Annotated in this window: 9 protein-coding genes; 7 read left to right on the top strand and 2 right to left on the bottom strand. The window is 40.2% G+C overall.

What is annotated here, in order from left to right; translation table 11 throughout:
- Nucleotides 1–20 precede the first annotated feature (20 nt).
- Nucleotides 21–626: an ATP-dependent Clp endopeptidase proteolytic subunit ClpP gene (clpP, locus tag NG55_RS11630; protein ID WP_004877521.1), complete on the bottom strand. Its 606-nt coding sequence runs from the start codon at nucleotides 624–626 to the stop codon at nucleotides 21–23.
- A gap of 271 nt (nucleotides 627–897) precedes the next feature.
- On the bottom strand, nucleotides 898–2,229 hold the full coding sequence (tig, locus tag NG55_RS11625; protein WP_023271306.1) for a trigger factor: 1,332 nt from the start codon (nucleotides 2,227–2,229) through the stop codon (nucleotides 898–900).
- 248 nt (nucleotides 2,230–2,477) lie between these two features.
- Here tig and NG55_RS11620 point away from each other — a divergent pair, with 248 nt between their 5' ends.
- The 7 genes from NG55_RS11620 to leuA all read left to right on the top strand — a co-directional run bounded on the left by NG55_RS11620 (nucleotide 2,478) and on the right by leuA (nucleotide 14,855).
- The gene (locus NG55_RS11620; protein ID WP_065343319.1) at nucleotides 2,478–4,682 is read left to right on the top strand and encodes a TonB-dependent receptor domain-containing protein; all 2,205 of its coding nucleotides are present in this window, start codon (nucleotides 2,478–2,480) and stop codon (nucleotides 4,680–4,682) included.
- Nucleotides 4,683–5,127: 445 nt separating this feature from the next.
- Nucleotides 5,128–7,416: a catecholate siderophore receptor Fiu gene (locus NG55_RS11615; RefSeq protein ID WP_065343318.1), complete on the top strand. Its 2,289-nt coding sequence runs from the start codon at nucleotides 5,128–5,130 to the stop codon at nucleotides 7,414–7,416.
- Between the two features lie 97 nt (nucleotides 7,417–7,513).
- Entirely contained in the window at nucleotides 7,514–8,197 is a 684-nt protein-coding gene (locus tag NG55_RS11610; protein ID WP_065343317.1) for a Fe2+-dependent dioxygenase, read from the top strand.
- On the top strand, nucleotides 8,197–9,288 hold the full coding sequence (locus tag NG55_RS11605; RefSeq protein WP_141669899.1) for an alpha-hydroxy acid oxidase: 1,092 nt from the start codon (nucleotides 8,197–8,199) through the stop codon (nucleotides 9,286–9,288). The genes NG55_RS11610 and NG55_RS11605 overlap by 1 nt, the downstream gene beginning before the upstream one ends.
- Before the next feature lie 327 nt (nucleotides 9,289–9,615).
- On the top strand, nucleotides 9,616–11,910 hold the full coding sequence (locus NG55_RS11600) for a TonB-dependent receptor (protein ID WP_065343315.1): 2,295 nt from the start codon (nucleotides 9,616–9,618) through the stop codon (nucleotides 11,908–11,910).
- A gap of 105 nt (nucleotides 11,911–12,015) precedes the next feature.
- Nucleotides 12,016–12,699: a Fe2+-dependent dioxygenase gene (locus NG55_RS11595; RefSeq protein WP_023271299.1), complete on the top strand. Its 684-nt coding sequence runs from the start codon at nucleotides 12,016–12,018 to the stop codon at nucleotides 12,697–12,699.
- 458 nt (nucleotides 12,700–13,157) lie between these two features.
- Entirely contained in the window at nucleotides 13,158–14,855 is a 1,698-nt protein-coding gene (leuA, locus tag NG55_RS11590; protein ID WP_065343314.1) for a 2-isopropylmalate synthase, read from the top strand.
- The last annotated feature ends 98 nt before the right edge of the window (nucleotides 14,856–14,953 follow it).

The following is a 14,953-nucleotide window of genomic DNA, read 5'->3' as shown; positions in this document are numbered from 1 at the left end:
TTAAACTTAGGTCCTAAAAATTACGGACGTTTGCTTAGTACCTGGTCAACTAAACCATATTCTTTGGCTGCTTGTGCAGTCATGAAATTGTCACGATCTGTGTCGCGCGCAACCGTTTCATAATCTTGACCACTGTGCTCAGCCATCAAACGATTTAAACGTTCTTTGATAAACAAAATTTCACGTGCGTGAATTTCGATATCAGACGCCTGACCACGAAAACCGCCTAGTGGTTGGTGAATCATGACACGTGCATTTTCAAGGCAATAACGCTTGCCTTTTGCACCTGCATTCAATAGGAACGCGCCCATTGATGCCGCTTGCCCCATACAGTAGGTCACAACATCGGGTTTAATAAACTGCATGGTGTCATAAATCGCCATACCCGCAGTCACTGAACCACCCGGTGAATTAATATAGAGATGAATATCTTTTTCTGGATTTTCTGCTTCTAAGAATAACATCTGCGCAACGATTAAGTTCGCCATGTTATCTTCAACTTCACCCGTTAAGAAAATAACACGCTCACGTAATAGACGTGAATAAATATCAAATGAACGCTCACCACGAGATGATTGTTCAACGACAACAGGAACTAAAGCATTTTCAATTGTTGGAACATACATACGTTTACTTATTCCTAAATTATTGTGACTCGATCTATGCCAACAATATGAGGGATAATCAATGAAATTGCAAAAGGTTCAATCTGAAATATTCGATTTTTTAGACTAAAATCTGGCAATTTCGAATTAAATTAACACTTTCATAACAGAGGCTTTGCAGCACTTTCCGCGATGTTTTGGCTGATCACAAAATGCATCAATAAAAGTGGAGCAAAGCCTAAAAGAAAAAGGCGCATTAAGCGCCTTTTTCTTGAATCAACTTTTTAAAAGATTAGCCACGACGAGCTTGTTGTTCTTTTAATAAGTCTTCATAGCTGATCGCTACATCACTTACTTTAGCCGCAGCTAAGATGTGATCAACCACTTGGTCTTCTAACACTACAGCTTCGATTTGAGCACGTTGCTGCTTATCATTTTTGAAGTATTCAACCACTTCTGTTGGATCTTCATAAGAAGAAGCCATGTCATCGATGTAAGCATCAACACGTGCTTGGTCAACTTCAAGTTTAGCATCAGCCAATACTTTGCTTACCAATACGCCAAGCTTCACTGATTTTTCAGCTTGTTCTTTGAACAATTCATCTGGAAGCATGCTGCTGTCAAATGCGCCTGCACCTTGAGCACCAAACTGTTGAGTGAACTGTTGGATCATTTGTTGACGTTGACGGTCAATTTCTTGAGCAACCATTGAAGCTGGAACTTCGATTTCGTTTGCAGCAACAAGTGCATCAAATGCAGCTTGTTTAACTTGGTTACGAAGACCGTTACGAACTTCACGTTCCATATTTTTACGAACGTCAGCTTTTAACTTGTCTAAGCCTTCTTCTTCAGTCAAACCAAAGATTTTTAAGAATTCAGCATCGATTTCTGGAAGTTTTGCTTTTTCAACTTGCTTCACAGTGATTTTGAATTGAGCCGCTTTACCCGCTAAGTTTTCAGCTTGGTAATCTTCAGGGAAAGTCACATCAATCACTTTCTCTTCGCCAGCTTTCATACCAACGATACCATCTTCAAAACCAGGGATCATACGACCTGAACCAAGTACAAGTTTAAAGTCTTCAGCAGCGCCGCCTTCAAACTTCTCACCATCAACAGTCCCTTCGAAGTCGAAAGTCACTTGCATGTCTTTCTTCGCCATACCTTTGGTCACAGCCCAAGTTTGACGTTGTTTTTGCAAGTTCTCGATCATGACATCAACGTCTTTGTCGTTGATTTCTGATGATTTACGCTCAACTTCCAAGTCAGCAAAAGCTTTCACTTCAACTTCTGGATAAACTTCTACAGTTGCTTCAAAAACTAAAGCATCATCTTTGTTTTCAACTTTCTCAATGTTCGGCATACCGACCGCATTGATTTTTTCTTGTTGAATTGCTTCAAATACGGTGTCACGAATGATGTCATTCACAACTTCTTGATAAATGCCCGCACCATATTCACGGCGAACAACATTCAAAGGCACTTTACCTGGACGGAAGCCGTTGATCTTCACAGTTTTGGCAGTGCGTTGTAAGCGAGCTTCAAACTGCTCGTTAACACGGCTCGTCGGTACAGAAACATTTAAACGACGGGCAACGCCCGAAACCGCTTCAGTCGTTACTTGCATGGCTTCCTCGATATTAGTTAGTAATAACAATTTTTAAAGTGCCACATTATATGACAACTTTCTGGATATACAAAATCGGATGCTAAAAAAGCAAATATATTTCTCATTTTAGCCAAAAACATAGTTTTCTTAAATGAATCTTAAAACAAACGTTATTTTTTGTTGTTAGTGATAAGTATTATCACTATACTTTGCATTCTTTTTGAACAGTTGTTCTATTTTTCTCGTCCAGCTTTGGAACTCTAGTTATGAGTAAATTTAATTTGCACCCTCTTTCATTCGCATTACTCGGGGCGATGACCACATCTGTTTTTGCAGAAACAACGACAGCATCTGAAAATACCAATACCCATCAACTTGCAACGATTGTTGTATCAGCCGCGGGTTTTGAACAAGATATTAAAAATGCACCCGCTTCGATTAGCGTGGTCACAAAAGAAGATATTGAAAAGAAAAATGCAACCAGCATTGCTGATCTACTCGCAGATGTTCCAGGCATTGATATCCGTGACGGTATTGGAAAAACATCGGGTTTAAATATTAAAATGCGTGGCTTAGGCAGTGAATACAGCCTGATTCTGATTGATGGCCGTCGCCAAACCACCTCTTCAGATGTCACCCCAAATGGTTTTGGTGAATCTGCAAATGGTTTCTTACCTCCACTCGCGTCAATCGAAAGAATTGAAGTGATTCGTGGACCAATGGCAACGCGCTATGGTTCAGAAGCGATGGGGGGTGTAATTAACATTATTACCAAGAAAATTAGTAATGAATGGAATGGCAATGTCACCGTCAGTGGCAATGTCATGGAACATGGTGGCGAAGCCGACTCATGGAAAACCAGTGTCGTAGTCAATGGTCCGATTATTCAAGACAAGCTAGGCGTACAGCTACGTGGTTCTTACTTAGATCGTCAAAAATCTGAACGAATTCCCGGTACCTCTGGTCGTGATCCACGCCCAAGTGAAGCAGATATCTACGATGTCGGTGGAAAACTATCCTTTAAATTAAATGAGCAAAATAATTTTTGGGTTGATGGTTTCCACTCCAGCCAAACCTATAAAAATGATGATAATCGTTTAGGTACAGAAGACTGGACTACAATACCGCGAGGTGCTTCAAGACTTGCTGCTACAGGCTATAAAGATAAATTAGAATTTAAACGTGACCAAATAGCCATTGGTCATGACGGTGATTATAATTTTGGTCAGTGGTCATCTTATATTAGTAAAACGAAAACAGAGACTATCGGACGTACTGTTCCATTTAGAACCTTTCCAAATAATGCCTCAGAAGGTGCTGATCGTAAACTAGAGAATACCGATTTCGTCGCTGACTCACATGTTGTGATGCCAATTGCAGATCATAAACTCACTGTTGGTGCTGAATATAAAGAAGCTAAAATTGCAGATGATATTGCAGGCATTGGCGCGACATTCAAGAAAGACTCGTTCTCTATCTATGCAGAAGATGAATGGCGTATTCTCGACAACCTCGGTTTTACCCTTGGAGGTCGTTATGAAGATCACTCGGGTTTTGGTGGTCAATTTAGTCCACGCGCCTACTTAGTTTGGAATGCAAATGACGAACTTACATTTAAAGGTGGCGTGAGCACAGGTTATAAAGCCCCTTCAGCAAAAGATCTTCACAATGGCATTATCAGTATTAGTGGGCAAGGTACATCTTTTAACATTGGCTCACCGAACCTAAAACCTGAAGAGTCAACCAACTATGAACTTGGCTTCAATTATAACAATGGTAATCTCGATCTGACCACCACAGCATTCTTTAATAAAATTAAGAATCTGATTACTGACGGGCCTGAATTACTAAACTGTTTTTATGGAGAAACCCCAAACCGTCCTGGTTGTGTAAGTTATGGATCACATATCACCCAACAAGATACTTTTGCACAAAAAATTAATGCAGACGAAGCCGAAACCAAAGGTGTTGAACTCAGCTTAAAATACAGCATTATTCCTGAATGGGATATCAAAGCGGCATATACCTATATGGAAACCGAAATTACCAAAGGTAAGAATAAAGGTTCATATCTGAGCAACGTCCCTAAAAATGCATTTAATATGACCTCAACTTGGCATATTAACGATGCATTTGATCTATGGTTACAACATGAGTATAAATCTGAGCGTAAACGCTACGACAGCGTACAAACTACAGGTGATGCCGCTATTATTTACAATGCAACCAACAACAAGTTAAAGGGTTATAACTTATTCAACCTAGGCGCAAGCTATAGTGTGAATGATCAATTACGCTTTAATGGAGCAGTGAATAATTTGCTCGACAAAGACTTCACCAGCAATGGTTCATATACTGATTCAAACGGAAATCCAGCCTCTTATTATGACTATATGATGATTGGCTCAGGAATGTCGGGCACTTATCTTGCAGGTCGTAACTTCTGGTTATCAGTGTCGTATGACTTCTAATTGAATATTGATTAAGCTTCAAAAAAACCTGCATATGCAGGTTTTTTTATACGCCCCCAAAATAACAATGAACTCAAAAGTTCCTTTAAAACTTTTCCAAGAACATAATTTTGATATACCTTCTCTATACAGCACAATTTTTTATAAAAACTTATGTAAAATCAAATATATCAATAGATTAAATATAACCATCACTACATTATCATTTCGTCCAATTATTAATCAAAAATACCAATCTCATTAAATATCAATATATTTCAATAAATTAAATATATACAGCTCTTTATACAATATTAAAAGCTATTGATAACGATAATAATTATCAATAGACTTCACACAAATTGTTACATAGCTTAACAATTCATTCGCTTTTACTTCTTTTTTGTAAAAGTTTTATAAGGTTGAAAGTTCTGTCATTCACACTTCAATTTCAGGGGTTCTCTCAATGGCAAAAATCAAAAGTCGTAAACATCTTCGTGCTACACCTTTAGTTGCGCTTGCAGCAAGTCTTCCTTTAGCAGCGCATGCCGCCCCTAAAGAAGAAAGTGTGGCAAAGCTTCCAACAATCGAAGTGAATGCAGAAAACACCTATAAAGTAGATGCAGTAAGCTCTCCAAAATATACACAACCATTACTCGATACACCTCAAACTGTACAAGTCATCAAAAAAGAACTGTTACAGGAACAAGGTGCTGCATCATTAATGGAGGCACTACGCAATACCCCAGGTATCACCCTACAAATGGGTGAGAATGGTAATACCAGCGCAGGTGACACCTTCCAAATGCGTGGCTTCTCTACCCAGACATCGACCTATGTCGATGGTATTCGTGATTTGGGTGCGGTTAGCCGTGATGTATTTAACTTAGAACAAATTGAAGTTGTAAAAGGCCCTTCTGGCTCTGAAGCAGGTCGTGGTGCAGCATCAGGTTATATCAACTTAGTCACAAAGTTACCGAAAGCTGAAAGTAGCCGTGAAGTTTCCGCACGTTATAATACCGCTGAAAATGCACGCTTAACTGCAGACATCAATCAAGCCATTAACGAAAGCACGGCTGTTCGTTTAAATGTCATGGGGCAAGACGGCGGCGTTGAAGGACGAGATGTTTTAGAAAATAATGGCTGGGCAATTGCTCCCTCGATTGCTTTCGGTCTCAATACAGATACGCGTTTCTATCTCTATTCTCAGCATGTTCGCCAAAATAATATTCCTGATGGTGGTATTCCTACAGTCGGAATGAAAGGCTTCTACAATGCTGATGCAAAGTTAAATAGTGCAAAAGAAGTTGATCGCTCAAATTACTATGGCAGTGTCAACGACTATGAAGACATTAGCTCAGATATGGTCACTGCTAAAATTGAGAGTGATTTTGGCGATAAAATCAGATTTACCAATACCTCGCGTTATGGTAAGTCACAAATGAATCGTGCCTTAACTGGTATTAATGGCCTAAGCCGAACAATCCCAAATACCACCCCTGCACAGCAATCAGATAATCCAAATGACTGGACTGTTTCCCGTTCGCATCAAGGGGTCGATCAAGAAAATAAAATTCTTGCCAATACCTCATCACTCAACCTAAATTTTAAAACTGGTGTTATAGAGCATGATTTGGTTGCTGGCTTAGAATTCTTACAAGAACAGCAAATTTCACGCACCTTATCAACTCAGGCACCAGGACAAATTCCTGCTCCATCAACAAAACCGGCAAACCTATACAATCCAAATCATTATGATGTTATGCCTAAACTTGTTTATACAGGTGCATATACGGATGGTGAAACCAATACAGCCGCAGCTTATTTATTTGACACGATTAAATTATTAAACAACCGCTTGCAATTTAATGGTGGCGTCCGTGTAGATTACTATCATACAGACTATGAAGCACTAACAGTTGCAACCAACTCATCGACTGGCGTTGTAACAAAAACACCAACAGATTTAAAAGCACATGACACTCTAGTGAGCTGGAAATTGGGCAGCTTATTTAAACCAACAGAAAACAGTAGCGTTTATGCCTCTTATGCTAAATCGCTTACACCTCCTGGCAGTGCTAATTTTGGTTTATCTGCAGCTACTTCAGGTACTCAAGCTGCCAATAATTCACGTTCAAAACCACAAGAAACTCACCACTATGAAGTAGGTGCAAAATGGGATGTGTTAAAAAATAAATTGGCATTAACTGGTGCAGTCTATCGCACAGAAAACGAAAACCAGTTTACGCAAGACCCAATTACCAAAGAATCAATTCAAGAAGGTAAAACACAAGTTAATGGTGTTGAGCTAGGAGTCGTGGGTCAAATTACCGATGCATGGAACATTTCTGCGGGCGTTGCCCACATGAAAGTAAAGCAAAAGGAGCAAATTAGCTTCAATGATGCTGGAGATAAAACCGTAACCGACTCTGTGCGCTGGTCACCTGAATGGACTGCTTCATTATGGACCACTTATGACATTGCTGGCTTTAAAGTAGGTCTTGGTACACGTTATGTAGATGAACAAAAACGTGTCATTACCGACAGCACTGCGCCAGCCAATATGCCAAAAGTCCCATCTTATGTGGTCTTTGATGCCATGGCAGGTTATAGCTTTAACAAGAATGCATCGCTTAATCTCAATGTCTACAACTTGGCAGATAAGGACTACATCAGCGCATTGAACAATGGTGGTAGCCGTTTTGTGCTCGGTCAACCTCGTTCAGCAGCGTTAACGTTCAACTATAAGTTCTAAATAATTCAATCAAATTTGAAGATTGAATAGATGAACTCAGCCTGTCAGAAAAGCTATACTTTTTCGACAGGCTGTACTTTTTTGAAAGGTTTTAAATATGATGTTGCACATCCCTGAGCTGCTCAGTAAACAACAAGTGTTAGAACTACGCCAACAAATGCAGTCAAACTCAGCATGGGTCAATGGCGCTCAAAGTGCTGGGGTGCAAGCGCAGAAAACTAAACAGAATTTACAAATTGACGTACAAAGTGATGTGTATCAACCCCTAAGTCAGTTTGTTCTAAATGCTTTACAACACAATTTACTGTTACGTTCAGCGGCCCTGCCCCAACATATTTTATCGCCAATGTTTAATTGCTATCAAAATCAGGGCAATTATGGCAACCACGTCGATAGTGCTGTTCAGGCTTCTGCACAAACAGGACAAATGATTCGCACCGATGTTTCCATTACGGTTTTTTTATCTGAACCCGATGAATACCAAGGGGGTGAACTGATTGTTGAGGATACCTATGGCAGCCACGAAGTGAAACTGGATGCCGGTGATGCGATTTTATATCCGTCAACAAGTCTGCATCGCGTTGAACCCGTCACTCAAGGCAGTCGAATTGCTGCTTTCACTTGGATTCAAAGTATGGTGAAAGATGACTGGCAACGAACCATGCTGTTTAATTTAGATATGACTATTCTAAAACTAAGACAACAGCTTGGCGACACCGAGGAAGTGGTTGCCTTAACCAGTCATTATCACAACCTATTAAGACAATGGGGAGTCTTCTGATGTCAGCTCTTCCCCCATTGACCACAATCCCAGCGCATCTACAAACCGTAGCGGATTATGAACAACAAGCTTCGCAACATTTGGCAGAAGCAACTTGGCATTATTTACAAGGCGGTGCCATGCATGAACTGAGCGTGCAAGAGAATCAGCTTCAATTTCAAGATGTTCATCTTGTTCCACGTCATTTAAATGATTTTTCACAGGGCAATACTCAGCTCAACTTATTTGGCATGGATTACCCTCATCCAATTTTTCTTGCCCCCATTGGGCATCAGGCACTTTTCCACCCTCAAGCTGAACACGCCACAGCACTCGCAGCCGAATTGATGCAAAGTAACTTTGTCCTGAGTACGCTGACTAATACCAATATGAGGGATCTGAATAAAGAAAATCCTTACAAATGGTTTCAACTGTATTGGCAAGGTGATCGAGAACAATCTTTAGCATTAATTCAGCTTGCAGAACAACACAATTACAAAGCAATCGTCCTTACAATCGACGCACCACATACAGGCATCCGTGATCGAGAGCGTAAAACCTTCTTTCAACTTCCCAATGAGATGCCACATCCACATGCACTGACCAATGTAGAAATTGGTAATTTGGCTGCAGACGAACACCCTATTTTTCAAGGTCTCATGAAAAAGGCACCCAAATGGGAAGATATTGAGTGGTTGATTAAAAATACCAAACTGCCCGTAATCCTCAAAGGTGTATTGCACCCTGCCGATGCCAAGAAAGCGGTCAAATACGGTATTTCAGGTTTAATTATCTCTAATCATGGAGGTCGAGTACTGGATACCACGATTTCGCCATTAATTGCGCTGCAAAAAATCAGAGCCGTTGTTCCTGCCAATTATCCTCTACTTTTAGATGGTGGAATTCGTCGTGGTGCAGATGTGTTTAAAGCAATCGCGCTTGGGGCATCCGCGGTACTGATTGGCCGTCCTTATATCTATGGCTTAGCGACTGCTGGGGCCTTAGGTGTGGCGCATGTGCTTAAAATCATCAAGGAAGAATTCGAAATCACTATGGCATTGATGGGAACACCCTGTTTAAACGACATCAATCAAGACTATATTTATCAATGATCAAATTTTTAATTATTTTGACTTTAACAAATTGATATTCAGAAACTTTCAACATTTCGAAGACAAATCATATAAATAAAACTTCAGTAAAATGATAAAAACCATAACATCAAAATTTATAGTTAATATTTAAAACACAATCGTTTTTATAGATTAAGTAAAAAAATCAACAAATTAACAACAATATTAAACAATAAGGGTCAGAAATTTATTAAACTTTCCATTGTAATAATTAGAAACAATTGAAAAAACCAATTCTAAACAAATGAATATAAAAATAAGAATGATTATTCTTTGCATAAATTTTTACACTCTTAGGCGTGCCCCATGTCTTTTATTAAATCACGGAAGAAGCTCGTTTCTTCTGCAATTGCATCATCACTTTCAGTCATTGCAGTACCAGCGATTGCTCAGGATCAGGCAGTTCAACTTCCAACCATTCATGCGCATGCTGCTCAAGAAGAGTCTTTAAAAGTAGATCAATCTGCAAATGCAAAATTTGTTGCTCCACTGAAAGACACGCCAAAATCAGTTTCAATTCTGTCGCAAAAATTAATTAAAGATACCAACTCAAATACCTTGCTTGAAGCACTTCGTTATGAACCAGGGATCACTTTAGGTGCCGGTGAAGGTGGTACACCATTTACGGATATGCCTTATATTCGCGGTTATAGCGGCCAATCTTCTATTTATGTAGACGGCGTCCGTAACACCACTTCACAAAGCCGCGACATGTTTGCGATTGAACAAGTTGAAGTCATTAAAGGCTCTTCTTCTACCCTCGGTGGTGGCGGTAGTGTGGGTGGTAGTATCAACCTCGTGCCTAAAGTGGCGCATCAAGGTGATGTCTATCAGGGCAGTATCCAAGGCGGTACCGATAACTATCGCCATATCCAACTTGATGCCAATAAAGATTTTGGCAATGGTGTTGCAGGTCGTGTCGTAGTGATGGGACATGAAAATGAAAAACCAGGCCAACACAATGGTGCAGAGTTTGCCCGTGCAGGTCTCGCATCAAGCCTTGCTTTTGGTCTAGATACAGCAACTCGTGGCACATTAAGTTATTACTACCTGCGTAGCAATGACGAACCAGATGCAGGAATTCCATTCAATAATCCAACCCGCGCCCCTGCTGGTGTGACGCTTAATCCAGGTGATGGCCGCCCTGTGAGTGTCAAAGCTGGGACTTACTATGGTTGGAAAGATCGTGATTTTGACAAACGTGAAAACCATATTGGTACATTTAAGTTAGAACATGATTTTAATGAAAATCTAACTGTGTCAAACGTGGCAACTTACAACAAGTCAAAGTCAGACTATGTGTATACCAATGCTGATGACTCAAATGGGAATATTTACCGTGGTACAGTTGCACGTCGTGCTTTAAGCCGTATCTTGGATACCGATGCTTATAGCGACCAGTTGTCTTTAAGAGGTAAATTCAATACTGGTGCATTCAAACATTCATTTAATGTGGGTACTGAGTGGAGCTATCAAAATACTGACCAAGGTATGCATACGTTTACCAATGCTGCGGGTCAAACCACATCAACTATTTTGGCATCTAATGTCAGTGGTTGTAATTCAACTGCTGCAATGGCAAACGGTTGGTGTACCAGTTTAAATAACCCTGGTAATGGTCTGTTTAACGACACAATGGGAAGTATCAAAGGGCAATCAACTACACGTAGCCGTACTGCTTCTGTATACGCCTTGGATAGCATTGAATTTAATCCACAGTGGTTACTTAACTTAGGTGTACGTTGGGATAAATTTGAAACCGAGAAGAAATACAATAAAGACGTCTACGGTGCAACTGGTGGAGCTTATAACTCAACCATTACCATTCCGAAAGGAACAAAATACGAAAGCGATTCAGATTTCTTCACTTACCAAGCAGGTTTAGTGTTTAAGCCAACTGAAGCAGGTAGCATCTATGCAAGTTATGCAACCTCTGCAAACCCAGTGGGTGTTTTAGCTGAAGGCGATAGCAGCGATAACGCTTTAGGTACAACGGATATTGTGAATAACCTGAAACCTGAAGAAGCACGTACTTTTGAAATCGGAACCAAATGGGACTTGTTCAATGACCGTGCAAATTTAACGGCGGCAATTTTCCGTACTGAAAAGCAAAATACACGTATTCAAATTGATCCGACAACCACAACCAATGCTGGTGAAAGTAAAGTGGATGGATTTGAAGTCAGCTTAAACGGCAAAGTTACCAACAAATGGGATATCTCTGCGGGCTATAGCTACTTAGACAGTGAAATCACTAAAGCAGCCTATAATGCTGTTGCTCAAGAAGGGAAACCACTGCCATTCGTTGCCAAAAACAGCGCAACGTTGTGGTCAACTTATCGCGTTTTACCGAACTTAACTTTAGGCGCTGGCGCAGAATATCGTGATCAAGTTTTTGTAAACACTACTGCACCAAAATATTTACCGACTTATACCATCTATAACGCGATGGCAAAATATGATGTAAATAAAAACGTGAATGTTCAGCTCAATGTAAACAACATTGGTGATAAACGTTACTTCACCAGCGCACATGCAGCACATTATGCCTTTGAAGGTAATGGTCGTAATGCTGTCTTGGCGATTAACTTTAAATACTAAGTCAATATCCATAAAATATTTATGGAATTAAACTCAGTTCGTATAAAATAGCCTCGACATGAGGCTATTTTTACATATGAAGCAAATACTCAAAAGGTGTCCACAGTGATTCATCATATTCCCAATGTATTAACGAAAGAACAAGTTGCAGAATTCCGTCGCTTGATGGCAGATGCAAATTGGGTGGGTGGAAAAATCACTGCAGGAACTCTTTCCGCTTCCGTGAAAAAAAACCAGCAACTCTCAGAACAAGATCCACTCACTCATGCACTTAGTGATATCGTGATTAAAGCGATTTGGCAAAATCCATTATTCCAAGCTGCTGCATTACCACATAAAATCATCCCGCCATTATTTAATCGTTACGATGAATCTGAAAATTTTGGCTTTCATGTCGACAACTCGATTCGCCTGATTCGAGGAACTTCTGAGCAAATTCGTACCGACCTCTCCTGTACCTTATTCTTAAGTGAACCAGAAGAATATGAGGGTGGTGAATTGGTGATTGAAGACACTTATGGCTATCATGAGATTAAACTTCCTGCTGGTGATGTGGTGCTTTACCCATCAACCAGTTTGCATGAAGTCAGCAGCATTAGTACTGGAAGCCGTTTCGCGTCATTCTTTTGGGTACAAAGCCTGATTCGAGATGACAGTAAACGCCATTTGCTATTCACTTTAGATGAAAGTATCCGTGCATTACGTACAGCTCATGGCGATGCCTATCCAGAAGTGATGAAACTCACCAATATTTACCATAACCTGATTCGCATGTGGTCTGAGCTCTAAATCGTACACTTTTCACATTAAAGAGATAAAATTAATTTTTTTATCTCCAATTAATAAAATTGTGGGAATTTTTTCTCACCAAATATAAAATAGCGCAAAAATTAGGGAAATATTTTCCATTCATTCAAATTAAAATGTTTTATAGACCTTTGCAGTCGTCTGTATTTTCGCCTAGACTGAGTATCGTTAGATGATTAATATAACTGCAAAATTAAATACCCCATATGAATGGTAGATGATGAAAACAAATCGCGGCTTTACCCACCCGTCTCATACAAAACATCTCGCTGCTCTTCTTCTGATGCTGCGCCTCGCGCGCGTATAAATTTTTTCGCCTACATTTTTAGGCGCTCGATCCCCGAATTCGCTTTAAATTAATTCTTATAGACACCATATATATCTGTAGCACGTTGCTTTTAATTTGACTCAGCAACCATGCTACGACAAGGAGTTATCTCATGATGTTGGCTGACCCAAGCAAAAAATACCGCCGTATGTACCAGCGAGTGGATTTACCAGATCGCCAATGGCCGAACAATGAAATCAATCAAGCGCCGATTTGGATGAGTACCGACCTTCGTGACGGTAACCAAGCGATTTTTGAACCGATGGATATGGATCAAAAATTAAAAATGTTCCACATGTTGGTTAAAATTGGCTTCAAACATATTGAAATTGGTTTCCCTTCTGCCTCTCAAATTGACTTCGACTTTACTCGTAAATTGATCGAAGAGGATTTGATTCCTGAAGATGTTTATATCGAGGTTTTGGTTCAAGCACGCGATCACTTGATTGAACGTACTTTTGAAGCATTAATCGGTGCAGAACGTGCCATTGTGCATATCTATAATTCAAACTCTCCAACTTTCCGCCAGAAAGTATTAAATGTCGATGCCAATGGCTCAAAACAACTTGCCATGAATGCGGCAAGCAAAGTCAAAGAATATGCAGCGCAATACCCTGCAACAGACTGGATTTTCCAGTACAGCCCAGAATGTTTCTCTGCAACTGAATTAGAAGTGGCCAAAGAGGTCTGTGATGCGGTCACTGAAATCTGGGAAGCGTCAGCGACCAATAAAGTGATCTTGAACTTGCCTGCAACTGTGGAAGTATCTACGCCGAATGTCTATGCCGATCAAATCGAATGGATGCACCGTAACTTAGCACGTCGTGATGGCGTGATTATCTCTGTGCATTGTCATAATGACCGTGGTTGTGGTATCGCTGCCTCTGAATTGGCGATTATGGCGGGTGCTGACCGTGTTGAAGGTTGTGTATTTGGTAATGGTGAACGTACGGGTAATGTGGACGTTGCTGCGATTGCCTTGAACATGTACACCCAAGGTGTTGCACCAAACTTGGACTTCTCAAATATCAATGAAATCATTGCAACAGTTGAAGAATGTACAGGTTTACCAGTTCATCCTCGTCATCCATATGCAGGTGATTTAGTCTTTACTGCATTCTCTGGTTCACACCAAGATGCGATTAAAAAAGGCTTCGAATTCCAGAAAAACGAAGAAATATGGGATATGCCATACTTGCCAATCGATCCGAAAGACTTAGGCCGTGACTACGATGCAGTGATTCGTGTCAATAGCCAATCAGGTAAAGGTGGTATCGCATACTTATTGGAATCAAACTACAACGTTGCCTTGCCACGTCGTGTTCAAATCGAATTCAGTCAGATCGTACAACAACATACCGATGAAAATGGTACAGAAATCAGTGCACATGAAATCTGGAGCTTATTTGAAAATACCTATGTGCATGTGAAGAATAGCCATTATCAAACCAAGCATTATCAATTGTCAGATATCAATGGTACACAAATCATTGAATTAGATATTGAAATTGACGGTGAAATTCAACGTCTCCGTGGTGAAGGAAATGGCCCAATTTCAGCCATGTTGAATGCCTTACAGTTACCAATTGATGTGGTGAACTATGAAGAGCGCAGTATCAGTTCAGGTGCCAATGCCAAAGCACTTGCTTTGATTGAGCTTCAAGTGAAGGGCACAGGTAAGAGCGCATTTGGTGCGGGTGTACATGACAACATCGTGACCTCATCCATTGAAGCCATTATTGCATGTACCAATCGTTTAATTGAACAAGGGGTATTAACCACCGATCAAGTGGCTGCTGCAGCCGTTTAGATAGGTGAAATATCACATAATCGTCAGTAAAGCTGAGTTGTAATATCAGAAAAAATGACTTTTGAAAGGATACCTGAATTGGTATCCTTTTATTATTA

This window comes from Acinetobacter gyllenbergii (assembly GCF_001682515.1).
GTDB classification, from domain to species: domain Bacteria; phylum Pseudomonadota; class Gammaproteobacteria; order Pseudomonadales; family Moraxellaceae; genus Acinetobacter; species Acinetobacter gyllenbergii.
The sequence above is the reverse complement of the archived record's forward strand: the minus strand, read 5'-3'. Positions and strand labels throughout refer to the sequence as shown.

Bases quoted from the DNA above. Each gene is read 5' to 3' on its own strand.
- clpP (WP_004877521.1), bottom strand. From the start codon at position 626: ATGTATGTTCCAACAATTGAAAATGCTTTAGTTCCTGTTGTCGTTGAA.
- tig (WP_023271306.1), bottom strand. From the start codon at position 2,229: ATGCAAGTAACGACTGAAGCGGTTTCGGGCGTTGCCCGTCGTTTAAAT.
- NG55_RS11620 (WP_065343319.1), top strand. From the start codon at position 2,478: ATGAGTAAATTTAATTTGCACCCTCTTTCATTCGCATTACTCGGGGCG.
- NG55_RS11615 (WP_065343318.1), top strand. From the start codon at position 5,128: ATGGCAAAAATCAAAAGTCGTAAACATCTTCGTGCTACACCTTTAGTT.
- NG55_RS11610 (WP_065343317.1), top strand. From the start codon at position 7,514: ATGATGTTGCACATCCCTGAGCTGCTCAGTAAACAACAAGTGTTAGAA.
- NG55_RS11605 (WP_141669899.1), top strand. From the start codon at position 8,197: ATGTCAGCTCTTCCCCCATTGACCACAATCCCAGCGCATCTACAAACC.
- NG55_RS11600 (WP_065343315.1), top strand. From the start codon at position 9,616: ATGTCTTTTATTAAATCACGGAAGAAGCTCGTTTCTTCTGCAATTGCA.
- leuA (WP_065343314.1), top strand. From the start codon at position 13,158: ATGATGTTGGCTGACCCAAGCAAAAAATACCGCCGTATGTACCAGCGA.